The following is a 22,465-nucleotide window of genomic DNA, read 5'->3' as shown; positions in this document are numbered from 1 at the left end:
ATCCGCCCCTCTCCCTCGGGGAGGGCTGGAGCGAGGGGCGGTTGGACCGACCTCAATTCGCCAGATGCAACAACAGAAAATCAATAAACACCCGCGACTTGTGCGGCAGGTGCGGGCTGCTGGGGAAAACCACATTGATCGATCGCGACGGCAACGAATATTCCGGCAACAAACGGATCAGGCGTCCGCTGGCAAGGTCATCCTCGATCAGCCACTGCGGTAACACCGATACACCAAGCGACGACAGTGTCATCGCACGCATGGCCGCCGAAGAATTCGATTCGAAGTAATGCGCGCCGCTGACTTCCATGCCCTGCCCTTGCCGATCACGCAACAACCACTGCGTCGGTGTCTGCAGATTGCTGTTGGCGATCCATGGCACGCCATTAAGATCCAGTGGATCACGCACCGGATGACGCGAGAGAAATTGCTCGGTGGCCACCAGCACGATTTCATAGTCAGCAATTTTGCGACTCTTGAACGCCGAGTCGGCCAGGCTGCCCAGACGAATCACCAGATCGAGTTTCTCGGCGACCAAGTCATTGAGTGAAGAATTGACGTGGTAACTCAGCCGGATCTCCGGATACGTCTGCGAAAACAACGGTAGCAGCGGCAGGATGTATTTCTCGCCGTACTCACTGGTCGAACTGATCCGCAACTTTCCCGAAACCCGATTACTGCCCTTCAAGACGTTCTCAAAGGCACTGTCGATGTCCGCGACAATGCCTTTGAACTCGGCATAAAAACTCTGCCCGGTTTCAGTCAGCGCTATCGTGCGGGTATTACGGATCAGCAGCGTGGTGGCCAGCGCCTGTTCCAGCGCCTTGACGTGCAGGCTGGCCATGGCCCGGCTGATGTTCAGGTAATCCGCAGCCTTGGTGAACGAACCCAGATCGACGATCGCGAGGAACGTCTGCACCCGATTCATATGCGTATGCATGGCGCCGTGATTCACTGTCAAATCCTGTCAAACATTGTGTTCAGCCCCATTGCATCGACGGTCGGAGTCTATCGCCCCTATCCTCGTCGACAAAGGGGAAACACCATGAGTTACCGCTACAAAGTTGCGTCAATCTTTCTGCTCGGGTTCTTTATCGACTGCATCAACATCTTCATGTCGGCGGTGGCATTGCCCAGTTTGTCGGTGAGTTTACAAGTCAGTACTTCCTCGGTTGCCTGGGTGGCCAACGCTTACATTCTCGGGCTGACGTTGATCATTCCGCTGAGCACCTGGCTGGCGGCTCGTTTCGGTAGCCGGAAGATTCTCACGGTGTCCATGCTGGTGTTCAGCGGATCGGTGTGGATGTGTGGTCTGGCCGAGCAGTTCCCGGCACTGGTGTTCTGGCGCTTCGTGCAGGGCATCGGCGGCGGCTTGCTGATTCCGGTCGGACAGGCGCTGACCTTCAATCTGTTTCACGGCGAGCAACGGACAAAAATCTCTACTCTGGTGATGGCTGTAGCACTGATTGCTCCGGCGATTTCGCCGACCCTCGGCGGGGCCATCGTCGACAGCAGCTCGTGGCGCTGGGTGTTCTACAGCAATATTCCGTTCTCGTTGATTGCCGCCGGATTGTCGTGGTGGTGGATCAAGGAAGCCAGACCGGCCAGCCTGCCGCGCCCAGACATTAAAGGTCTGCTGCTGGTGAGCGCAGCACTCGCCACTCTGCTGATGGGCATGTCGTTGTATGGCGGCGACTATCCGCCGTTGATGGCACTTGCCTGGGTGACGGTGGGCCTGCTGTTTATTGTTCTGTACCTGCGCCATTACCGCCAAGCTAACCAGCCGATCATCGATCTGGGCCTGCTCAAAAGCACCAGGCTCAGCACTTCGATCTTCATCTATTACGCCATTCCGGGTGTGTTCACCGGGGTCAATCTGCTGAGCATGTTCTTTCTGCAGAACATCCTGCACTTCAGCGCCCGACTGACCGGGATGTTCATGATCGTCTACGCCATCGGCGCGTTCATCGCGATGCTGATCGGTGGCCGGGTCTATAACCAGGTCGGCGCCAAACGCCTGTTCACGCTTGGCCTGCTGCTACACAGCGCCGGCATCGCCACACTGACGCTGGTGAATGCGCCAGCCAGTATCGGGGTAATTGTCATCGCCTATGGCTTGATGGGCATTGGCGGTGGCCTCGGCGCGAACACCGCGCAAGCCACTGCGCTGCTGGATTTCAGCGGCAGCGACACGCACAAGGCCAGTGTGATCTGGAACATCAGTCGGCAGCTGTCGTTCAGCTTCGGTGCGGCGCTGTTGCTGATGATCTTCAACCTGCTGCTCAAGCCGTTCGGCACGACCGATGCCTACCACGCGACGTTTGTGATAGCGGCGCTGGCCGGACTGCTCCCGCTTTTTTCGATGAGTCAATTGAACCCTGCAAAGGCACCCCATGAACGACAACCTGATTGAACAAGCGCAATACAGCATTCACCACGTGCATGAACTGATTCATCGCGTATTTACCGATAGCGACGGCAGCGGCGAAGCCGCCATCGCGCCACTGATGAGCGTCTTCGCCAACGACTTCGCCATGGTCACCACCTCGGGCATGAAGGTTGATCGCGCGCAAGTGGAGCAATTGTTCAAAGCAACAGTGGGAGGCAGGCCTGGCCTGAAGATCGAGATCAGCGACCTGCATACGGTCTGGCAAGAAGGCGAGACCATTGCGTTGAGTTATATCGAAACGCATTACCAGGGCGACACCGTCCACGCTCGACTTTCTGTGGCGATCCTTCAGGCTCAGGCAGGTCACGTCGAATGGCAGTACCTGCATGAAACGGCGCTCAGCGCGAACAGCGGCTGACCGTTCATTCGGTTTTCCGAACGCGACTTTCCGGTCGGTTCGGTTAACCGGATCATCCGTGGCAAAAAATATCGCCACAAAAAATTAATCACTATACAGATCAAAGAGTTAAGTCTTGTCGACTGGTCTGGCACGACTCATGCTCTACACTCTCTCGACGAATGCCTGTGAGCCAACACTTCAGGAGCCGTCAGGCATTCGAAGCACAAAAGGGCCGACAAACTGGCTCCATAAAAAAAACAATTCGAGGAAAATTTGATGCGCATCGTTCCCCATATCCTGGGCGCAGCCATTGCTGCCGCTCTGATCAGCACGCCAGTTTTCGCCGCCGAGCTCACCGGCACCCTGAAGAAGATCAAAGAGTCGGGTGTGATCACTCTGGGTCACCGCGACGCCTCCATCCCGTTTTCCTACATCGCTGACGCTTCCGGCAAACCAGTGGGCTACTCCCACGACATCCAGCTGGCCATCGTCGAAGCCATCAAGAAAGACCTCGACCTGCCGAACCTGCAAGTCAAATACAACCTGGTGACCTCGCAAACCCGTATCCCGCTGGTGCAGAACGGCACCGTGGACGTCGAGTGCGGTTCCACCACCAACAACGTCGAGCGTCAGCAGCAAGTTGACTTCTCCGTCGGCATCTTCGAAATCGGTACCCGTCTGCTGTCCAAGGCTGACTCCAAGTACAAGGATTTCGACGACCTCAAAGGCAAGAACGTCGTGACCACCGCTGGCACCACGTCCGAGCGCATCCTCAAGGCGATGAACGCCGACAAGCAGATGGGCATGAACGTCATCTCCGCCAAAGACCACGGCGAATCCTTCCAGATGCTGGAATCGGGCCGTGCCGTTGCGTTCATGATGGACGACGCCCTGCTGGCCGGCGAAGCCGCCAAGGCCAAGAAAGCCACCGACTGGGCCGTCACCGGCACACCACAGTCGTACGAAATCTACGGCTGCATGATGCGCAAAGGCGACGAGCCGTTCAAAAAGGCTGTCGATGACGCCATCGTGGCGACCTACAAGTCGGGCGCGATCAACAAGATCTACGAGAAGTGGTTCATGCAGCCGATTCCGCCAAAAGGCCTGAACCTGAACTTCCCGATGAGCGACGAGCTCAAGGCCCTGATCGCCAATCCGACCGACAAAGCGGCTGACGACAAGAAATCCTGATTTCTGACTAACCTTATCTCCTGAAGGGGCGCCGCCCTTTCAGGAGTTTGTCACTCCCTGCTGCACTTTTTGGAAACACTCGAACCGGTGGCTGTCGAGCCGATCGCGTGTGCCTGATCTACACGATCAGAGGGAACGGAGTTTCCCGGGCGGGCACTTGTACATTGATCGAATCGAGGGGAGACCCTAATGAATTACAACTGGGACTGGGGCGTGTTCTTCAAGTCCACCGGCGTGGGCAGCGAGACCTATCTCGACTGGTTCATCTCCGGGCTGGGCTGGACCATCGCCATCGCCATCGTGGCCTGGATCATCGCCCTGCTGCTGGGCTCGATACTGGGCGTCATGCGTACTGTGCCGAACCGCATCGTGTCGGGCATCGCCACCTGCTACGTCGAACTCTTCCGTAACGTGCCGCTGCTGGTTCAACTGTTCATCTGGTACTTCCTGGTGCCCGACTTGCTGCCGGCGGATCTGCAGGAGTGGTACAAGCAGGATCTTAACCCGACCACCTCGGCTTACCTGAGTGTTGTCGTGTGCCTGGGTCTGTTCACCGCCGCCCGTGTCTGCGAACAGGTACGCACCGGTATCCAGGCGCTGCCACGCGGCCAGGAATCGGCGGCCCGCGCCATGGGTTTCAAGCTGCCGCAGATCTACTGGAACGTGCTGCTGCCCCAGGCCTACCGGATCATCATTCCGCCGCTTACCTCGGAATTCCTGAACGTCTTCAAGAACTCCTCCGTGGCTTCGCTGATCGGTTTGATGGAGCTGCTCGCGCAGACCAAACAGACCGCCGAGTTCTCGGCCAACCTGTTCGAAGCGTTCACCCTGGCGACGCTGATCTATTTCACCCTGAACATGAGCCTCATGCTGCTGATGCGCGTGGTCGAGAAGAAAGTCGCCGTGCCCGGCCTGATCTCCGTGGGGGGTAAATAATGGAATTCGATTTCAGTGGCATCGTCCCGGCCATTCCCGGTTTGTGGAACGGCATGGTGATGACCCTCAAGCTGATGGCCATGGGCGTGGTCGGCGGGATCATTCTCGGCACCATCCTTGCACTGTGCCGGCTGTCGCATAACAAACTGCTGTCCAACGTTGCCGGCGCGTACGTCAACTATTTCCGTTCGATCCCGCTGCTGCTGGTGATCACCTGGTTCTATCTGGCGGTGCCGTTCGTGCTGCGCTGGATCACCGGCGAAGACACCCCGATCGGTGCGTTCACCTCGTGCATCGTGGCGTTCATGATGTTCGAAGCGGCGTACTTCTGCGAAATCGTCCGGGCCGGCGTGCAGTCGATTCCCAAAGGCCAGATGGGTGCTGCGCAAGCGCTGGGCATGAGCTACGGCCAGATGATGCGTCTGATCATCCTGCCGCAGGCCTTTCGCAAGATGACCCCGCTGCTGCTGCAGCAGAGCATCATTCTGTTCCAGGACACCTCGCTGGTTTACACCGTGGGCCTGGTGGATTTCCTCAACGCCTCCCGCGCCAGCGGCGACATCATTGGTCGTTCCAATGAGTTCCTGATTTTCGCCGGTGTCGTGTACTTCATCATCAGCTTTGCCGCCTCGCTGCTGGTCAAGCGTCTGCAAAAAAGGTTCGCCGTATGATCTCTATCAAAAACATCAACAAGTGGTATGGGGACTTCCAGGTGCTGACTGATTGCAGCACCGAGGTCAAAAAAGGCGAAGTGATCGTGGTCTGCGGCCCGTCGGGTTCCGGCAAATCGACCCTGATCAAGTGCGTCAACGCGCTGGAGCCGTTCCAGAAAGGCGACATCGTCGTCGACGGCACTTCGATTGCCGACCCGAAGACCAACCTGCCGAAACTGCGTTCGCGCGTGGGCATGGTGTTCCAGCATTTCGAACTGTTCCCGCACCTGACCATCACCGAAAACCTGACCATCGCGCAGATCAAGGTGTTGGGCCGCAGCAAGGAAGAGGCGACCAACAAAGGTCTGCAACTGCTTGAGCGTGTAGGTCTGTCTGCTCACGCCCACAAGCACCCGGGCCAATTGTCCGGCGGTCAGCAACAGCGTGTGGCGATTGCCCGTGCGCTGGCGATGGACCCGATCGTCATGCTGTTCGACGAACCGACCTCGGCGCTCGACCCGGAAATGGTCAACGAAGTGCTCGACGTGATGGTGCAACTGGCCCACGAAGGCATGACCATGATGTGCGTGACCCACGAAATGGGCTTCGCCCGCAAAGTGGCGGACCGGGTGATCTTCATGGACGCCGGCAAGATCATCGAAGACTGCCCGAAAGAGGAGTTCTTCGGCGACATCAGCGCCCGCTCCGAACGCGCGCAGCACTTCCTCGAGAAAATCCTGCAGCACTAAAAGCAACACACCCGCCGGGGCATTGCTCCTTCCCTGTGGGAGCGAGCCTGCTCGCGAAGAGGCCATTACATTCAGCCTGGATGTTGAATGTCAGTCCGCTTTCGCGAGCAGGCTCGCTCCCACAAGGGCCGGCGTTGCCCTCGCAACAAGTGTGGTGGTTGACCCAAGGCATCTGTGATGAAATGCGACCCCAATCTCTATCGCGCAGCGCCGCCATCACTTGCCGTGAAGCCCCGTCTGATTCGCCATCTGTTCCTGCCGCCGCTGGTCATCGCCCTGATGATCGGTCTGGGTTTTGTCGGCTTCTGGACCAGTGAACATTTCGGTATCCGCAGCCTCGGCGAGAACGGCCAGCGCCAGCTGGAACTGCACGCCCGTGCGGTCGAGAGCGAGATCAGCAAATACACCTATCTGCCCAGCCTGCTGGAACTGGAAACCAGTGTCCCGCAACTGCTGACCGACCCGACCCCGGAACACCGGCAAACGGTCAACGAATACCTTGAAGGCCTGAACCGGCGCAGCCGCAGTCGGGCCATCTACGTGATGGACACCACCGGCCGCGTCATGGCCACCAGCAACTGGCGCGATGTCGACAGTTACCTGGGGGAAGACCTGTCCTTCCGCGCCTACTTTCAAAAAGCCGTGCGTGGCGAACCGGGCCGGTTCTACGGGATCGGCAGCACCAACGGCGAACCTGGTTACTACCTGGCCCATGGCCTGGAAGAACACGGCAAGATCGTCGGCGTCGCCGTGGTCAAAGTGCGTCTGGAAGCCATGGAAGAACGCTGGCAGCGGGCGCGCCTCGAAGCCTTCGTCAGCGACGAAAACGGCATCATCATTCTCTCCAGCGATCCGGCCCGGCGCCTGAAATCGGTGATTGCGTTGAGTGACGAGATCAAGGAAAAACTCGCCCGCAGCCTGCAGTACTACTGGTTCCCGCTCAATGAACTGCAACCGCTGGCCCGAGAAACACTCTCCGAAGGCGTAGAAAAACTCACCTTCCCGGCCAACAGCGAAGTGCAGTCCGGCGAAGACGACATCAGCTATCTGGCGCAGACCCGGCCGTTGAGCGATACGCCGTGGAATTTCACCCTGCTGACGCCGTTGCAGGATCTGCGTCGCGAGGCCATCAATCAGGGGATTCTGGTGGCCGTGGCGTTTGCGCTGGTGGCGTTCCTGCTGATCGCCTGGAACGAGCGACGCAAGGTCATCGCCACGCGCCTCGCCGCCCGCGAAGCCTTGCAGGAAGCCAACAATCAACTGGAGCGTCGGATTACCGAACGCACCGCCGACCTGCGCGCGAGCAATGAGCGCCTCAAGAGCCAGATCCGCGAACGCCGGCAGGCCGAAGAAACCTTGCGCCGCGCTCAGGATGAACTGGTGCAGGCCGGCAAACTCGCCGCCATCGGCCAAATGTCGACCAGCATCGCCCACGAATTGAACCAGCCACTGGCGGCGATGCGCACGCTGTCGGGCAATACCGTGCGCTTTCTGGAGCGTGGTCAACTGGATGTCGCCAGCACCAACCTCAAGACCATCAACGACCTGATCGACCGCATGGGCCGGATCACCGCGAGCCTGCGTTCGTTTGCCCGGCGCGGTGACAATCAGGGCCAGGCCAGCCTCGGCAAAGCCGTGGACGCCGCACTGCAATTGCTCGGCGCCCGTCTGGAAAACCCGGCACTGCAACTGCACCGGCAATTCATCGATGTGCAGTTGCACATCGACCAGACCCGCCTCGAACAGATTCTGGTCAACCTGATCGGTAATGCCCTCGACGCCATGCAGGCACAACCGCTGCCGCAACTGTGGCTGGAGGGTGAGGAATTCAACGGCAAATATCGCCTGCGGGTGCGCGACAACGGCCATGGTGTCGACGCCGAAGCACGTAAGCATCTGTTCGAACCGTTCTTCACCACCAAGCCCGGCGAGCAAGGCCTGGGTCTGGGCCTGACCCTCTCGGCCAGCCTCGCCGCTGCCACCGGCGGCCACCTGGGTGTCGAACACCCTGGCGGTGGTGGCACCACCTTCGTCCTCAGTTTACCGTTGGTAAGCCCTACTCCTGCCGAGCCAATATGAATCACGACCTTAGTGTGCTGATCGTCGAAGACGACCCCCATGTGTTGCTCGGCTGCCAGCAAGCGCTGACGCTGGAAGACATTCCCTGCATCGGCGTCGGCAGTGCCGAAGAAGCGCTGGAGCGCGTCGGCGACAACTTTGCCGGCATCGTCATCAGCGACATTCGCCTGCCCGGCATCGATGGCCTGGAACTGCTGACCCGCCTCAAGCAACGCGACCGCAGCTTGCCCGTGGTGTTGATCACCGGCCACGGCGACATCTCCATGGCCGTCGGCGCAATGCAGAAAGGCGCCTACGACTTCATGGAAAAACCGTTCTCGCCGGAGCGTCTGGTGGACGTTGCACGCCGCGCGCTGGAGCAACGCAGCCTGGCGCGCGAAGTCTCGTCGTTGCGTCGGCAACTGGCTGAGCGTGATTCCCTTGAAGGGCGGATCATCGGGCGCTCGCCGGCCATGCAGAAGCTGCGCGAACTGATCGCCAACGTCGCCGACACCTCGGCCAACGTGTTGATCGAAGGCGAGACCGGTACCGGTAAAGAACTGGTCGCCCGTTGTCTGCACGATTTCAGCCGCCGTCACAGCAAACAATTCGTTGCGCTGAACTGCGGCGGCCTGCCGGAAAACCTTTTTGAAAGCGAGATTTTCGGCCACGAAGCCAACGCCTTCACCGGCGCAGGCAAACGCCGCATCGGCAAGATCGAACACGCCGACGGTGGCACGCTGTTCCTCGACGAAGTGGAAAGCATGCCGCTGCCATTGCAGATCAAATTGCTGCGGGTGTTGCAGGAACGCACCCTCGAACGCCTCGGTTCGAACCAGAGCGTGGCGGTGGATTGCCGGGTGATTGCGGCGACCAAATCCGATCTCGACGAGTCGAGCAAGGCCGGCGAATTCCGTAGCGACCTGTATTACCGCCTCAACGTGGTAACGCTGGAATTGCCGCCATTGCGCGAACGCCGCGAAGATATCCTGCAACTGTTCGAACACTTCACCCAGCAGTCGGCGCTGCGCTTTGACCGTGCAATGCCGGAACTGGATAACCAGACGCTGTCACACCTGATGAGCCACGACTGGCCGGGCAACGTGCGTGAACTGCGCAACGTCGCCGAGCGCTTCGCCCTCGGCCTGCCAGCCTTCAAAAAATCCGGCGCGGGCAGCGCGGGCCAGGGCCTGGCGTTTGCCGAAGCGGTGGAAGCCTTCGAGCGCAACCTGCTCAGCGATGCCCTGCAACGCAGCGGCGGCAACCTGACCCAGGCCAGCCTGGAACTGGGTATGGCCAAAACCACACTGTTCGACAAAGTTAAAAAATACGGGTTGAGCCACTGATGGATCTGCTACTGAAAGCTGCACTCGGCGCCGCCGTGGTGGTGATACTGGCGGCGCTGGCCAAGACCAAAAACTACTACATCGCAGGTTTGGTGCCGCTGTTTCCGACCTTTGCCTTGATCGCGCATTACATCGTCGGCAAGGGGCGTTCGATTGACGATTTGAAGACCACCATCGTGTTCGGGATGTGGTCGATCATTCCGTATTTTGTGTACCTGGCGACGTTGTATGTGATGGTCGATCGAATGAGCCTGGAGGCTTCGCTGGCGGTGGCGGCGGTGGCGTGGTTGATGGCGGCGACCGTACTGGTGACGGTTTGGGTCCGCATTCACTCGTGACCACTCCCCCTGGAGCTGCCGCAGGCGGCGATCTTTTGATCTTGTCTTGATCATGCTCCGCGTTTTAATGGGACGCAGAGCGTCCGGGGCTGCATTCCCACGCAAAGCGTGGGAACGATCAAGATCAAAACCACACGGCGGGCGATTAGCGACTGACAGTGCCGCCCTTGGCTTCGGCCATGATCTGCCGAATCGCCCCGACAAACGTCTCCACCGGTTGGCCCCCAGTCACCGCGTATTGACCGTTGAAGACCACCGTCGGCACTGAACTCACCCCGCGTTGCAGCCACACCTGCTCTTCTTCACGCACCTCATCAGTAAATTCGTCCGAGGCCAGAATCGCCGCGGCCCGCTGGCGATCCAGCCCGACGCTTTCAGCTATCTGCACCAACTGCGCGTGATCCGAGGGGTTGCCGCCATCGGTGAAATACGCTTTGAACAGCGCCTCCTTCAGCGGCAATTGCACACCTTCCAGCCCCGCCCAATGCAGCAAACGGTGCGCATCGAAGGTGTTGTAGATGCGGCTGTTGCCATCGGTGCGAAAGGCAAATCCGAGTTCGGCGCCACGGGCGCGAATGGCCTCGCGATTCTTCTGCGATTGCTCCGGCGTCGAGCCGTACTTCTCTTGAATGTGTTCAGCGATGTTCTGGCCCTCGGCGCCCATCTTCGGATTCAACTCGAACGGTTGAAAATGGATCTCGGCCTGCACCTCGTTACGCAGGATTTCCAGTGCCTGCTGCAAGCCACGCAGCCCCACCACGCACCAGGGGCAGGAGACGTCGCTGACAAAGTCGATTTTCAGAGTGGAATTCATGAACCACCTCGCGCCGCAAAACCCAGACGATACACCTGTCCGGTCTTGCGGCGACAGTGATGACCCCTTCGGGAGCAAGCCCCCTCCCACATTGGCAATGCGTTCCCCTGTGGGAGGGGGCTTGCTCCCGAAGGGGCCAGTACAGACACCGCGAAACCTCAGCTACAAGAGATTCCCGCCCGCCACCGGCTCAATCTGCGCCCAGTGCGAAGTGTCCTCACGATGCGCCTGCAAGTACGGCAACACCGCCGCCAGCAACGGTTCCTTGAACGCTTCCTGAAAACGGTGCGCCAGCCCCGGGATCAGTTTCAACTGACTGCCACGAATATGTGCCGCCAGATGCACGCCATGCATCACCGGCAGTAACGGATCGGCCGTGCCGTGCACCACCAGCGTCGGCACGCGCAACTGGTTGAGCAACGCCACCCGGCTCGGTTCGGCGAGGATGGCCATGATCTGGCGTTTCACGCCTTCGGGATTGAAGGCCCGGTCATAGGAGGCAGCAGCCTGTTGCAGCAACGCCTGGCGATCATCGCTGACCGCCGGGCTGCCCAGCGCTGCCAGCAGATCGGCCTGCTGTTCCAGCGCCACTTGACGGTTCGGCGCGCCACGGCGCGACAACAATTGCACCAACGCCGCACTCGGCGCCGGCAAGCCTTCGGCCCCGGAAGTGGTCATGATCAGGGTCAGGCTCTCGACCCGTTGCGGCGCCATGGCCGCCATGTGCTGGGCGATCATCCCGCCCATGCTGGCACCCAGTACATGGAACTGTTCGACGTGCAGCGCACTCATCAACCCCAATGCGTCATCGGCCATGTCCGTCAGGCTGTACGGCGCCGATACCGGTAAACCAAGTTTGTAGCGCAGCACTTCAAACGTCAGGTTGGCCTCGACCGGCGCCTGACGCCAGGTCGACAAACCGACATCGCGATTGTCGTAACGAATCACCCGGAAGCCTTGCTGACACAGCGCGACCACCACTTCGTCCGGCCAGTGAATCAATTGCCCGCCCAGGCCCATCACCAGCAACAACGCCGGGTCCGAAGCCCGACCGATGCTCTGGTAAGCGATGCTGACTTGCTGCAGATCGACGTGCTCGGTCGGCACATTGACATCGCAGCGCGGCGCGGAGAATGACGGCGCCGCGAACAAAAGCGCGGCCAACATGGCCGCGATTGATAAAAAAGCCTTATGCATGAAAAACACCGAAACGCAGAACCCCAGTAGAGCGCGAGTCTGATGAACTTTGTTCAAGCGCGCTGCCACAGTTGCATGACAGTTTGATGAAGAGTGCCGAGCGGTCGTGACGGGCCACGGTCGACAGGTCGCGCAACATGAGACAAACTCACCAGTATTGCCTTATCCACAAATTTTACTCATGGAGCCTGCGGTGCTTGAGATCCGTCACCTGAAAACCCTGCACGCCCTGCGCGAAGCCGACAGCCTGGTGGATGCCGCCGACCGCCTGCACCTGACCCAATCGGCGCTGTCCCACCAATTCAAGGAGCTCGAAGAGCGGCTGGGGATGCCGTTGTTCGTGCGCAAGACCAAACCGGTGCGCTTCACCAGCGCCGGCCTGCGCCTGCTGCAACTGGCCGACGCGACCCTGCCGCTGCTGCGCGCCGCCGAGCGTGACATCAGCCGTCTCGCGGGTGGGACGGCCGGGCGTCTGCACATGGCGATCGAGTGCCACAGTTGCTTCCAGTGGCTGATGCCGACCATCGACCAGTTCCGCGATGCCTGGCCGGAAGTCGAACTCGACCTCGCTTCAGGCTTTTCGTTTGCGCCACTGCCGGCGCTGGCCCGTGGCGATCTGGACCTGGTGGTCACCTCTGATCCACTGGAAATTGCCGGCATCACGTATGTGCCGCTGTTCACCTACGAAGCCATGCTTGCGGTCGCCAACCAGCATGCGCTGGCGAGCAAACCGTACATCGTCCCGGAAGACTTGCTGGCCGAAACCCTGATCACCTACCCGGTGGAACGGGATCGGCTGGACATCTTCACGCGCTTCCTCGAACCGGCCGACATCGAACCGGCACAAGTACGCACCTCGGAACTGACAGTGATGATGATGCAACTGGTCGCCAGCGGCCGTGGCGTCTGCGGCATGCCGCACTGGGCACTGCATGAATACAGCTCGCGCGGTTACGTCAAAGCCAAGCGGCTGGGTGAAAAAGGCCTGTTTGCGACGTTGTACGCGGCGATTCGGGCGGACATGCTCGATGCGCCGTACATGCGCGATTTCCTGCTGACGGCCAAGGACACATCGTTCTCGACCCTGGATGGCGTCAGCGCGGTGCGCTGACTCGTTTCCCCGCGCATGGAGCTGCTCGACGTGCAACGCATCAAACAGCTCCATGCGTGAGATGCGCCGCCCAAGAACCATGATTGTTGCAAAGACATTCGTTTATTCAGTAACGGTCACCGACTACCGGTGGTCGGAAAAACACCTTTACCTGTAATTTCTGACAGTTGTCAGCCTGTGCGATAGCGAATCCAATCCCCTTCTGGCCAGCACGACACCAGTCCGGTTCACGTACTCGGGCCACATTGGGAGAACAACATGAGCATATACACCCTCTTTACGCTGCTGGAATTGAAAAAGATGGCAGTCGAAAGTCCTCAGGAGGAGCTCGACCCTTTCGCGGAATACCTGAGGCCCAGTCTTTTTATGGAAAACGGTGCAACGCGGCTTGTTCCCATTGATATCCCGGGTAAGAAGTCCGTTGTGTTCTTGCCCGCGACGTATGGGATAAGTGCTGACAAAACCGCTGTGGTGGGGTGGTTCGCAACCATTCACGCCTATATCAACCAGCAAACGGGGGACACGCTCCGCATGTACCGTGGCAACCGACTGGAACCTGGCCAGAATCCAGACCCTGCAGAGCCCGGCACGCTGATCAAAACCGAAGTTGTCCCAGAGGATCACAAAGATAGAAACATGCTCACCACCATCCTGGATATTTTCTTCGACAGGCCAGGCATTTACCCGTTCTGGTACACCATAGAACGTCCGAGCGGACAAGGTCCTGAACCCTCCGAGCGCATCAATATATGGGTCAAAACCACGTACCCGGACAGTCTCGATCCGACCGGAAAAAGTGGCGAACGGGTTGCGCTACTTCCCCCTGTCTTCCCCCGCTCGATTGATAAGCAAATGGTCGAAGACGGTATTGATGTCATCGTTCCCAAGTGGTCGATCATGACCCGCGGGGACGTGATCAAGCTGACCATCGGCGATCAGGACGTCTTATACACCATCACCGCCGAACAAGAAGGTCAGGAAATCAAAGTCCCTGTTCCGTCAGAGGTACTCAAGGCGATCCAGACCGCCGACCCATTGCTCGTGAGCTACATAATCCAGGACCAGGTATCCAACATCAGTCGGAACTCTGCCATCGGCGTGGGCACACTTGATCCGAAGCAGAACTGGTTAGAGGCACCGTCATTGGGTTTGGCTCAGGACGATGTACTCGACCTCGACGATTTGCACGGTGAACAGGCGCAATGTCACATATCGGTGAGGCGCTCGGACGCCATCCCCGCAGACCAGGTGGAGTTGATTTTTTCCGATAAAGCCAGCGGGTTCACCGAAACCTATGGCCCGGTACCGTACAAGACAGGCGTCGTAACGTTCCCGATTGCTTATGCGCTCCTGCAAAGAATCGCCCCATCGACGATCACACTCAAATACAACAGAATCAGAGTGGAGGGTGAAACGACAACGCACACTCCCTCCTTCCCTTATTGCCCAAGACTGATCGCCGAAAAATACCGTGCTCCCGCCCCCTCGGTCCCTCAGGCACAAGGCGCGGTATTGGCGCCAGAGCTCAAGGAAATAGTCGTCTATGCCGGGCCGGATATCAAAGGCATCAAAATCAGTGACTATGTAACACTGACAATCATAACCACCAGTGCCGGAGGGACGACTCGACTGCAAACTGCTGGACGATATGTCACTGAGTCAATGGACATCCCTCAAATAGGGTTCGTGATACCCTTTATAGTCGATACCGATCACTTTGGCAGTTTTCCAGGCGCCACGATCAATCTTTCCTATGAGATCTCTGGCGAAGGGCATATCCCAGCGCTGGAGTCCCACATCCGCAGGCTGCGTATCGGCCCTGTGAGCAACGTGCTGGACATCGTCGACGTAGCAAAAGATGACAAGGGCATACTGGATCCGAAGGATATTCCCTTTGGCACGCCTGCGACTTGTCCGTCCGCGGGTCGTACCCAGCTCAATGATATTGTGCGCTTCGAAGTCTGGCGCCAAGGCGATAATCTTGAGACGCCTGACACCCTCATTTTTGCCGATTCATTGCCCATCACCGCCCACAACGTTGGCAGGGACCTTGAGTTCTGGCTGGACCTGGAATTGATCCAGTCGCAGCTTCATCATGTGATCCATGTGATCTGGCATATCGAGCGCCCAAGGGAACTGCCGCTCACGGCTCCCCCACTGATATTGCGAATCGGCGCCAAGGCACTGTCATTGTCGGCCCCGGTACTCTTGGAGGCCGGGCCTGGCGATGTCATAAATCCGATGGATACCAGGATCAATGCGACCGTCACGCTTGCCTTCACCGGGATGGATCCCAAACAGCGCATCACACTCTTCATAAAGGGGCGCGAAGGTTTTGGTAGCCCTGCGATTGACTCGGTTGCCGGGAGCAAAAACGGGACGTTGCGCTTTGTGCTGCCACGCACCGTAGTCGCAGCCAATATTGGCACCTTCTTGAGTATTTGGTATGTCGTGTCCCAGGAAGGTATTCCGGACCAAACCTCCCCTGCCACTAAATACCGTGTCACTGACATTCCCGAGCCGAACCTGCACTACCCCGGCATGAGCATCACCGAGGCTGTGGATCACGAGGTACTCAACCTCAACAACTTCAAGGGCGACGCACACTGGGCGCTGATGGCCTGGTTGTTCATTGCCATCGGCACGCGGATGCGGGTGGCCTTGAGCGGCGTCACGAACGAAGACAACGAATACGTCCTCATGCTATTTGACGGTGTGATCACTGCAAACCACGTTAATACCGGGCTGAGCGGAGTCATCAAACGCGACGACCTCGCCTTGTTCAAAGACGGCACGCTGGTTTATTGCCTGGCTATCTCCAATTTCAGTAACAAGGGGGGGGTCGATACCTTCTTCCCGGTGAAAGAGCTGACAATAAAGACGCTGATGCTGGCTCCTCCGGTCATCACCCAAGTTAACGACCGGAAAGGGCCAAAGACCGGACCCGTTGCCAACGGCGGTACCTGCGATGACCCCGCTCCCGAACTGGTGGGAACCGCCGCGCCGGGAACCGATGTCGAGCTGTACAACGACAAAGGGAGAATAGGGATTGCAAAGGCAGATAAGGATGGCATTTGGCAGGCCATCGTCAATATCGGGTTCGGTCGCCACAACCTTGTCGCGAAACTGCCCAATAACCAATTCGTGTCCAACACATGGATTGTGACGGTTGCAAACGACCTGAGTGCTGGCAATAACGCCTCGTTGTATCTGCCCTACCTTTACCTGGTGCCGGGGCGCCCCCCTTTGCACACTCCACCGGGCAGTATTCATTCGCAACCGGCCTCGGGAGGCAGCGGTCCTTATTCGTACAGCTCGTCCAACACCGGCATCGCAAAGATCCTCGATGCCAATGGCAGGGTTGCCGCCATCGGCAACGGCACGGCGACTATTACCGTGACAGACCAGTCAGGGCAGCGCGCGTCCTATATCCTGACCATCTACGGCATAAAAAACGTCACGTTCTGGGGGTATGTCACCTGGCACGGACACCTGCAACATCAATGGCGCCCCTATTGCCTGACGCTGTCGCAGTTTCAGACGTTCTGGCAGACCTACGCCTCGGTAGGAAACATCCCGGCGTATTTTGGCTGGCCGCAATCGATCTACTGGACTTCCACCAACAACGACTATGTCTACGATGTGGCGTGGGCGTTCAACTTGAACAACGGAAGCGGGTTTCAACACTCACCCGGTGGCCAACCTCTACCGACACTGCGAGTTTATTAAGCTGCCCCTAACCGAGTCGGGCGTAGGGGTGAGGGGTTCAATCCCCTTACCCCGACGGGTGCTTCACTCGTGGTGGATGTCAGAGTTCACGCCACATGTGGATCTTGTCGAAGTAATCTTCACCCACCCGCACGGCCAAAGGTTCGAGGCCGAACTGGATGAAGCCGCAGCGTTGGTAGAGCTTGAGCGCGGCGTCGTTGCCGGCCGTGACGGTCAACTGGATGAGTTTCAGCTCCGGGTGGTTTTGAGCTTCGCTCACAGCTGCCTGCACCAGCTCGAAGCCCAATCCGTGCTGACGAAAATCAGCCGACACGTACATGCCAAACAGCGTTGCCTTGTGCCTGGCCTTCTCTCGCGGTTCGAACGCCAGGCCGACGATGCCTGCCAATCTGCCGTCTGCAAACGCGCCGAGCACCACGTCGAGTTTGCTGGTCAATCGGCCTTCCCACCAACTCAGCGGCATCACTGCCCGCTCACGCACGCTGGAGGTGAACGCCTGGGGATGACGGTCGTACGCTTCGAGCATCAGCTCGCGGTAGGCCAGGGCATGGCTGGCGTCCAGCCGTTCGCTCCACATCTCAAGCGCCTCGCCGCTGTTCAAGCATCAACCGCACGGCCAGACCGCCGAGCACCATGCCCATGAAATAACGCTGCAGCGCCAGCCACGTCGGGTTGCGCACGAACCACGAAGCAATGCCTGCCGCGAACAGCGCAATCAGCAAATTGACGCAAAAACTGACGCTGATCTGGGTCAGGCCAAGGATGATGCTTTGGGTGAACACCGAGCCATGTTCGGGTGTGATGAATTGCGGAAACACCGAGAGGTAGAACACGGCAATTTTCGGGTTCAGGGCGCTGGTAAGAAAGCCCATGGTGATCAGTTTGCGTGATGAATCCGGCGGCAATTGCTGCGCTTCGAACGGCGAACGTGCGCCGGGTTTCACCGCTTGCCAGGCCAGCCACAGCAGGTACAGCGCACCGGCCCACTTCAACACTTCATAAGCCATCGGCACGGCGAGAAACACCGCAGTCAAACCGGCCGCCGCCGCGAACATATGCACAAAGAAACCGGCCACCACGCCGAGCAAGGATGTCACCCCGGCCTTGCGCCCCTGACAGATCGAACGCGAGATCAGGTAGATCATGTTCGGCCCCGGCGTCAGCACCATCAGCAACGCGGCGGCGGCGAAGATCAGCAGGTCTTGAAGCGGGATCATGGCAAAGTCCTTTGCGTGGATGATCAAGCGATGGCGGTGAGCGAGGCTCGATAAAACGGCAGGATCAGGTCGCGTGTCAATGGCGCCAGTTCGACATCGCCGTCGGTGACCGGGTCGATCCAGATCACTTCTTCGATTTCAGCCGCCGGGGAGACGCGGCTGTCGATGCTCAGTTGAAAGATTTCAGCCTGAACAATGAATCCCGGTTCGTTGGCAGCAGGCGCGCAGAACTGCCCGAGGAAAGTCGCCTGCGTGGGGTCGATCTCCAGCCCCAGCTCTTCCTCCAGCTCACGGGCCAGCGCCTGCACCGGCAACTCATGCGCCTCGATCTTGCCGCCCGGTTGCATGAACGCTGTGGTGCCGCGCTTGCGCACCAACAAGGTCTGGCCATCGGCGTTGAGCAACAGGGCGGCGGCGATACGGAGGGTGGAAGAACCTAGCATACGAAAAACCCTTGGCGCAAAAGCCGCAAGCATCACACGCGCCAAGCCGAACGCCAACCCCGTGCAGGAAAGCGAATCAGGTGGCTTCCTGGAAATCCATTTCCGGTGGCTGGCGACGGAAGCCGTGTTTCGTTGTTTTTTTGTGTTCAACGATGTGCGTCGTCTAGACGGGCCTCTTCGCGGGCAAGCCCGCTCCCACAGGGATTTGGGGTGTACATCACATTTGTATCCACCACGGACACTGTGGGAGCGGGCTTGCCCGCGAAGGCGTCAGCCCGAGCGACGCAACATCCGGATCAGCGCGCAGGAATCAGCAACTCGCGCAATCCACAGACGTGGTCCACCACTTCCCCCGGCAACGTCAGGCGCTGATCATCCAGATAGCGGTAATCCTTGCGCGCTATCTCCAACTGGCTGAAATCCAGCTCAACCGTGAACTGCCCTTCCTCACGCCCCGCCTCGAACAGCAAAGTCCCCAGCGGATCGACCAGCGCGCTGCCGCCGGCAAACATCAAGCCGTCATCCCCCGCCTCCACGCGATTGACCATCAGCGCAAACGCCTGATTCTCCTGGGCACGTGCGGTGATCGCCGTGCGATGAGTCGATGCGTAGGGGTCCATGTTGCCGTTGGTGACGATCAGCAACTCGGCGCCCAGTTGCGCCAAGGCGCGGGCAGTTTCCGGGAACTCGATGTCGTAGCAGATCAGCAGCCCCACCCGCACACCGTTCCACAGGCAAGTGGCAAAACGGTCGCCCGCCTCGAACACACCTCGATCCGAAGCCCACAAATGCGTCTTGCGGTATTTCAGGGCGATGCCGTCGGGGGTGATCAGCAGCGTGGTGTTGTAGAACCGGCCGTTGTCGTTTTCGGCCATGCCGATCACCACGGCGATGTTGCGTTCGCGAGCCGCTGCCAGCACAGCGCTGACGGTCGGGCCGTCCACCGCTTCGGATGTCTGCGCAACAGTGTCGGCGGTGGGGAAGCCCATCAGGTGGGTTTCCGGGAACACGATCAGTTGCGTGTCGGCCGCGCACGCGGCAATCGCGGCGAGGGCGCGCTGAAGGTTGTACGCGGTGCCATTGTCACGGCCCGCCAGTTGGGCGAGTTCGACTTTCATCAGGAGTCCTTGTTCTCTTGGTCGGGCGCTGAAGGATTGCCCGGTGGCTGTCTGTGGGCCAGTATGCTCAGCTGCGACCGGTCGGGGAATCACGCGGCCGGGGTAACCCGATAGGGGTAGATCGATGACACTTTCGTTGGACGACATCACCTGGCACCGCGCCGTCGGGCAACTGATCGATGCGCTGGACAAGCCCAATTTCTGGGCGCAACTGGTGCGCCTGCTCGACCAGTACGTGCCGTTCGATAGCTGGGTCGCGCTGCTGTTCAGCGCCGACCAACACCCGCAGGTCTTTGCCGAATGCCCCGGCGAAGACGGCAGTCCTGACCCGTTGTTTCAGGATTACCTGCGCGGCCTGTACCTGCTCGACCCGTTCTACATCGCCTGCCGCGAGCAATCGCGCACCGGGCTGTATCGCCTCTGGGAAGTGGCACCGGAGCATTTCGAGCTGACCGAGTATTACCAGCGATACTTTCGTCTGAATGTGGTCGCCGACGAAATCCAGTTCAATTGCCAACTCGAAGGCGAGCGCACGTTGTGCCTGTCACTGGGCAGTGAAAAACCTTTCACTGGCGAGCAGATCGCTTTGCTGTCATTGATCCAGCCGTGGGTCTTGGGCCTGTTGCGCCAGCGCCTGCCGTACGAGATCAACGAAACCGTGGCCCTCGCGGCGTCACCCGCCCCCACGGATTGGCGCGTGCAACTGGAGGCCTCGGTGCAACAACTCAAGGGCGCGCAACTGACCGCCCGGGAACTGGACGTCGGCCGCTTGATGCTCAGCGGTTGCTCCAGCAAAGAAATCGCCCGTAAGCTGGAAATCTCCGTAGAAACCGTGAAAGTTCATAAGAAACACATGTACAGCAAGCTGGGGATCAAGTCCCAGTCCGAGCTGTTTTCGATTTTTCTCCAGGCACAAACCGCCTGAACATTTAGTGGAGAGGCTTTTTGTGGGAGCGAGCCTGCTCGCGATGGCGTCGTATCAGACAATAATTTCTCTACTGACAGGCCGCTATCGCGAGCAGGCTCGCTCCCACAGGGATTTTGCCCATCCCCTGGTCCCTCGCTGAAAACAACTGAGTCCGAACCAAGGAAACCGTATGAGCCTGTCACTCCTGAGCCGCTACGCCTTCTTTGCCGTCTGCGTGATGTTCACCCTCGCCAGCCTGCCTTTTCTCGAACACGACTGGCTGTGGCCAATCACCGCGGTGACCGGCGTGTTGAGCCTGATCGGTGTGTTCGACCTGCTGCAGAGCCCCCACGCGGTGCGGCGCAATTACCCGATCCTGGGCAACATCCGTTATCTGGTCGAAGGCATCCGCCCGGAGATCCGCCAATACCTGCTCGAATCCGACAGCGATGCCCTGCCCTTCTCCCGTGCCCAGCGCTCGCTGGTGTATTCGCGGGCGAAGAATGAAAGCGCCGACAAACCGTTCGGCACGCTGATCGATGTCTACCAATCCGGATTTGAGTTCATCGGCCATTCGATGCGCCCGGCGCCATTGAGCGACCCGAGCAGTTTCCGCGTCACCGTTGGCGGCCCGCAGTGCACCCAGCCGTACTCGGCCTCGGTGTTCAATATCTCGGCGATGAGCTTCGGCTCGCTCAGCGCCAACGCCATCCGTGCGTTGAACCAGGGTGCGAAACTCGGCAACTTCGCCCACGACACCGGCGAAGGCAGCATCAGCCCGTATCACCGCGAACACGGCGGCGACCTGACTTGGGAGCTGGGCAGCGGCTATTTCGGCTGCCGCACCAGCGATGGCCGCTTCGACCCGGAACGCTTCGCCGTACAGGCGCAAAACCCGCAAGTGCGAATGATCGAAATCAAGATGAGCCAGGGCGCCAAACCCGGTCACGGCGGCATTCTGCCCAAGCACAAAGTCACCCGGGAAATCGCTGAAACCCGCGGCATCATGATGGGTGAAGACTGCGTCTCGCCGTCACGTCACAGCGCCTTTTCCACGCCGCTGGAAATGATGCAGTTCATCCAGCAACTGCGTGAACTGTCCGGTGGCAAACCGGTGGGTTTCAAGTTCTGCCTCGGTCATCCGTGGGAGTTCATGGGCATCGCCAAGGCCATGCTGGAGACCGGCATTCTCCCGGACTTCATCGTCGTCGACGGCAAGGAAGGCGGCACCGGCGCCGCACCCGTGGAGTTCACCGACCACATCGGCGTACCGATGCGCGAAGGCTTGCTGTTCGTACACAACACGCTGGTCGGTCTGAACCTGCGCGACAAGATCAAACTTGGCGCCAGCGGCAAGATCGTCAGCGCCTTCGACATTGCCAGCGTGCTGGCCATCGGCGCCGACTGGGCCAACTCCGCACGCGGCTTCATGTTCGCCATCGGCTGCATCCAGTCGCAGTCGTGCCACACCAACAAATGTCCGACCGGTGTGGCGACTCAAGATGCCTTGCGCCAACGTGCCCTCGTCGTGCCGGACAAGGCGCAGCGTGTGTTCAATTTCCATCGCAACACCTTGAAGGCTTTGGCTGAAATGCTCGCCGCGGCCGGGCTGGACCATCCCTCGCAACTGTCGGCCAAGCATCTGGTACGACGCATGTCGGCGACCGAGATCAAGCTGTTCTCGCAGTTGCATGTGTTTTTGAAACCGGGGGAATTGCTCACCGGGGAAGTGAACGGCGAGTTCTATTCGCGGATGTGGCAAATGGCGCGGGCGGACAGTTTTGAGCCGCAGGACGTCGCGGCAGCGTAAATCCTTTCAGTGCCTGGCCGGTTGGCCTTACCCAAAAATACAAAAGCCCCGATCTCTCG

Annotated in this window: 20 protein-coding genes; 13 read left to right on the top strand and 7 right to left on the bottom strand. The window is 59.3% G+C overall.

The window, feature by feature from the left end; genetic code table 11:
- Window positions 1–52: 52 nt before the first annotated feature.
- Window positions 53–940: a LysR family transcriptional regulator gene (locus ATI02_RS01025; protein ID WP_100848412.1), complete on the bottom strand. Its 888-nt coding sequence runs from the start codon at window positions 938–940 to the stop codon at window positions 53–55.
- A 105-nt stretch (window positions 941–1,045) separates the two neighbouring features.
- Here ATI02_RS01025 and ATI02_RS01020 point away from each other — a divergent pair, with 105 nt between their 5' ends.
- From ATI02_RS01020 to ATI02_RS00980, 9 genes are all read left to right on the top strand, one after another.
- Window positions 1,046–2,413 (top strand): MFS transporter, encoded by a 1,368-nt coding sequence (locus ATI02_RS01020; protein WP_100845201.1) that lies wholly within the window; start codon window positions 1,046–1,048, stop codon window positions 2,411–2,413.
- Entirely contained in the window at window positions 2,394–2,807 is a 414-nt protein-coding gene (locus ATI02_RS01015; protein WP_100845200.1) for a DUF4440 domain-containing protein, read from the top strand. The genes ATI02_RS01020 and ATI02_RS01015 overlap by 20 nt, the downstream gene beginning before the upstream one ends.
- A 258-nt stretch (window positions 2,808–3,065) precedes the next feature.
- Window positions 3,066–3,980, top strand: coding sequence for a glutamate/aspartate ABC transporter substrate-binding protein (locus ATI02_RS01010; RefSeq protein WP_100845199.1), 915 nt, complete (start codon window positions 3,066–3,068; stop codon window positions 3,978–3,980).
- 189 nt (window positions 3,981–4,169) lie between these two features.
- Window positions 4,170–4,916 carry an amino acid ABC transporter permease gene (locus ATI02_RS01005; protein WP_095190466.1) on the top strand — a complete coding sequence of 249 codons (747 nt, stop codon included), beginning with the start codon at window positions 4,170–4,172 and terminating at the stop codon, window positions 4,914–4,916.
- A complete protein-coding gene (locus tag ATI02_RS01000; RefSeq protein WP_095190467.1) occupies window positions 4,916–5,587 on the top strand; it encodes an amino acid ABC transporter permease in 672 nt (223 codons plus the stop codon). Before ATI02_RS01005 ends, ATI02_RS01000 begins: the two co-directional genes overlap by 1 nt.
- Window positions 5,584–6,318: an amino acid ABC transporter ATP-binding protein gene (locus ATI02_RS00995; RefSeq protein ID WP_100845198.1), complete on the top strand. Its 735-nt coding sequence runs from the start codon at window positions 5,584–5,586 to the stop codon at window positions 6,316–6,318. Before ATI02_RS01000 ends, ATI02_RS00995 begins: the two co-directional genes overlap by 4 nt.
- Window positions 6,319–6,495: 177 nt before the next feature.
- Window positions 6,496–8,397 carry a two-component sensor histidine kinase AauS gene (aauS, locus tag ATI02_RS00990; protein ID WP_100845197.1) on the top strand — a complete coding sequence of 634 codons (1,902 nt, stop codon included), beginning with the start codon at window positions 6,496–6,498 and terminating at the stop codon, window positions 8,395–8,397.
- Window positions 8,394–9,722, top strand: a complete 1,329-nt coding sequence (aauR, locus tag ATI02_RS00985; RefSeq protein ID WP_095190469.1) for a two-component response regulator AauR — start codon at window positions 8,394–8,396, stop codon at window positions 9,720–9,722. The genes aauS and aauR overlap by 4 nt, the downstream gene beginning before the upstream one ends.
- Window positions 9,722–10,060, top strand: coding sequence for a GlpM family protein (locus ATI02_RS00980; protein ID WP_100845196.1), 339 nt, complete (start codon window positions 9,722–9,724; stop codon window positions 10,058–10,060). The genes aauR and ATI02_RS00980 overlap by 1 nt, the downstream gene beginning before the upstream one ends.
- A gap of 145 nt (window positions 10,061–10,205) precedes the next feature.
- Here ATI02_RS00980 and ATI02_RS00975 read toward each other — a convergent pair whose 3' ends face one another.
- A complete protein-coding gene (locus ATI02_RS00975) occupies window positions 10,206–10,874 on the bottom strand; it encodes a DsbA family oxidoreductase (RefSeq protein WP_095190471.1) in 669 nt (222 codons plus the stop codon).
- A gap of 162 nt (window positions 10,875–11,036) precedes the next feature.
- Window positions 11,037–12,071, bottom strand: coding sequence for an alpha/beta fold hydrolase (locus tag ATI02_RS00970; protein WP_095190472.1), 1,035 nt, complete (start codon window positions 12,069–12,071; stop codon window positions 11,037–11,039).
- Window positions 12,072–12,264: 193 nt separating this feature from the next.
- Between ATI02_RS00970 and metR the strand changes: the two genes are divergently transcribed.
- Together metR and ATI02_RS00960 are read left to right on the top strand one after the other, a co-directional pair.
- Window positions 12,265–13,182, top strand: a complete 918-nt coding sequence (gene metR, locus ATI02_RS00965) for a transcriptional regulator MetR (RefSeq protein ID WP_100845195.1) — start codon at window positions 12,265–12,267, stop codon at window positions 13,180–13,182.
- A gap of 258 nt (window positions 13,183–13,440) precedes the next feature.
- A complete protein-coding gene (locus ATI02_RS00960; RefSeq protein ID WP_100845194.1) occupies window positions 13,441–16,911 on the top strand; it encodes an immunoglobulin-like domain-containing protein in 3,471 nt (1,156 codons plus the stop codon).
- Window positions 16,912–16,990: 79 nt separating this feature from the next.
- On the opposite strand, the gene ATI02_RS00955 is transcribed toward ATI02_RS00960, so the two are convergent.
- The 4 genes from ATI02_RS00955 to ATI02_RS00940 form a co-directional block, all read right to left on the bottom strand.
- A complete protein-coding gene (locus ATI02_RS00955) occupies window positions 16,991–17,488 on the bottom strand; it encodes a GNAT family N-acetyltransferase (RefSeq protein WP_100845193.1) in 498 nt (165 codons plus the stop codon).
- Between the two features lies 1 nt (window position 17,489).
- Window positions 17,490–18,128: a LysE family translocator gene (locus ATI02_RS00950; protein WP_100845192.1), complete on the bottom strand. Its 639-nt coding sequence runs from the start codon at window positions 18,126–18,128 to the stop codon at window positions 17,490–17,492.
- A gap of 23 nt (window positions 18,129–18,151) precedes the next feature.
- Window positions 18,152–18,571, bottom strand: a complete 420-nt coding sequence (locus ATI02_RS00945; protein ID WP_100848411.1) for an NUDIX hydrolase — start codon at window positions 18,569–18,571, stop codon at window positions 18,152–18,154.
- Between the two features lie 296 nt (window positions 18,572–18,867).
- Window positions 18,868–19,689, bottom strand: coding sequence for a carbon-nitrogen hydrolase family protein (locus ATI02_RS00940; protein ID WP_100845191.1), 822 nt, complete (start codon window positions 19,687–19,689; stop codon window positions 18,868–18,870).
- A gap of 124 nt (window positions 19,690–19,813) precedes the next feature.
- Here ATI02_RS00940 and ATI02_RS00935 point away from each other — a divergent pair, with 124 nt between their 5' ends.
- Together ATI02_RS00935 and ATI02_RS00930 are read left to right on the top strand one after the other, a co-directional pair.
- Window positions 19,814–20,614, top strand: a complete 801-nt coding sequence (locus ATI02_RS00935) for a helix-turn-helix transcriptional regulator (protein ID WP_100845190.1) — start codon at window positions 19,814–19,816, stop codon at window positions 20,612–20,614.
- A gap of 172 nt (window positions 20,615–20,786) precedes the next feature.
- Window positions 20,787–22,406 (top strand): FMN-binding glutamate synthase family protein, encoded by a 1,620-nt coding sequence (locus tag ATI02_RS00930; RefSeq protein WP_100845189.1) that lies wholly within the window; start codon window positions 20,787–20,789, stop codon window positions 22,404–22,406.
- Window positions 22,407–22,465: the final 59 nt, after the last annotated feature.

This window comes from Pseudomonas baetica (assembly GCF_002813455.1).
Lineage (GTDB): Bacteria > Pseudomonadota > Gammaproteobacteria > Pseudomonadales > Pseudomonadaceae > Aquipseudomonas > Aquipseudomonas baetica.
The sequence above is the reverse complement of the archived record's forward strand: the minus strand, read 5'-3'. Positions and strand labels throughout refer to the sequence as shown.

Bases quoted from the DNA above. Each gene is read 5' to 3' on its own strand.
- ATI02_RS00950 (WP_100845192.1), bottom strand. From the start codon at position 18,128: ATGATCCCGCTTCAAGACCTGCTGATCTTCGCCGCCGCCGCGTTGCTG.
- ATI02_RS01010 (WP_100845199.1), top strand. From the start codon at position 3,066: ATGCGCATCGTTCCCCATATCCTGGGCGCAGCCATTGCTGCCGCTCTG.
- ATI02_RS00995 (WP_100845198.1), top strand. From the start codon at position 5,584: ATGATCTCTATCAAAAACATCAACAAGTGGTATGGGGACTTCCAGGTG.
- ATI02_RS01020 (WP_100845201.1), top strand. From the start codon at position 1,046: ATGAGTTACCGCTACAAAGTTGCGTCAATCTTTCTGCTCGGGTTCTTT.
- ATI02_RS00975 (WP_095190471.1), bottom strand. From the start codon at position 10,874: ATGAATTCCACTCTGAAAATCGACTTTGTCAGCGACGTCTCCTGCCCC.
- aauR (WP_095190469.1), top strand. From the start codon at position 8,394: ATGAATCACGACCTTAGTGTGCTGATCGTCGAAGACGACCCCCATGTG.
- ATI02_RS00930 (WP_100845189.1), top strand. From the start codon at position 20,787: ATGAGCCTGTCACTCCTGAGCCGCTACGCCTTCTTTGCCGTCTGCGTG.
- ATI02_RS00940 (WP_100845191.1), bottom strand. From the start codon at position 19,689: ATGAAAGTCGAACTCGCCCAACTGGCGGGCCGTGACAATGGCACCGCG.
- ATI02_RS01015 (WP_100845200.1), top strand. From the start codon at position 2,394: ATGAACGACAACCTGATTGAACAAGCGCAATACAGCATTCACCACGTG.
- ATI02_RS00980 (WP_100845196.1), top strand. From the start codon at position 9,722: ATGGATCTGCTACTGAAAGCTGCACTCGGCGCCGCCGTGGTGGTGATA.
- ATI02_RS01005 (WP_095190466.1), top strand. From the start codon at position 4,170: ATGAATTACAACTGGGACTGGGGCGTGTTCTTCAAGTCCACCGGCGTG.
- ATI02_RS01000 (WP_095190467.1), top strand. From the start codon at position 4,916: ATGGAATTCGATTTCAGTGGCATCGTCCCGGCCATTCCCGGTTTGTGG.
- ATI02_RS00970 (WP_095190472.1), bottom strand. From the start codon at position 12,071: ATGCATAAGGCTTTTTTATCAATCGCGGCCATGTTGGCCGCGCTTTTG.
- ATI02_RS00945 (WP_100848411.1), bottom strand. From the start codon at position 18,571: ATGCTAGGTTCTTCCACCCTCCGTATCGCCGCCGCCCTGTTGCTCAAC.
- ATI02_RS00955 (WP_100845193.1), bottom strand. From the start codon at position 17,488: ATGTGGAGCGAACGGCTGGACGCCAGCCATGCCCTGGCCTACCGCGAG.
- ATI02_RS00935 (WP_100845190.1), top strand. From the start codon at position 19,814: ATGACACTTTCGTTGGACGACATCACCTGGCACCGCGCCGTCGGGCAA.
- ATI02_RS00960 (WP_100845194.1), top strand. From the start codon at position 13,441: ATGAGCATATACACCCTCTTTACGCTGCTGGAATTGAAAAAGATGGCA.
- aauS (WP_100845197.1), top strand. From the start codon at position 6,496: ATGAAATGCGACCCCAATCTCTATCGCGCAGCGCCGCCATCACTTGCC.
- ATI02_RS01025 (WP_100848412.1), bottom strand. From the start codon at position 940: ATGCATACGCATATGAATCGGGTGCAGACGTTCCTCGCGATCGTCGAT.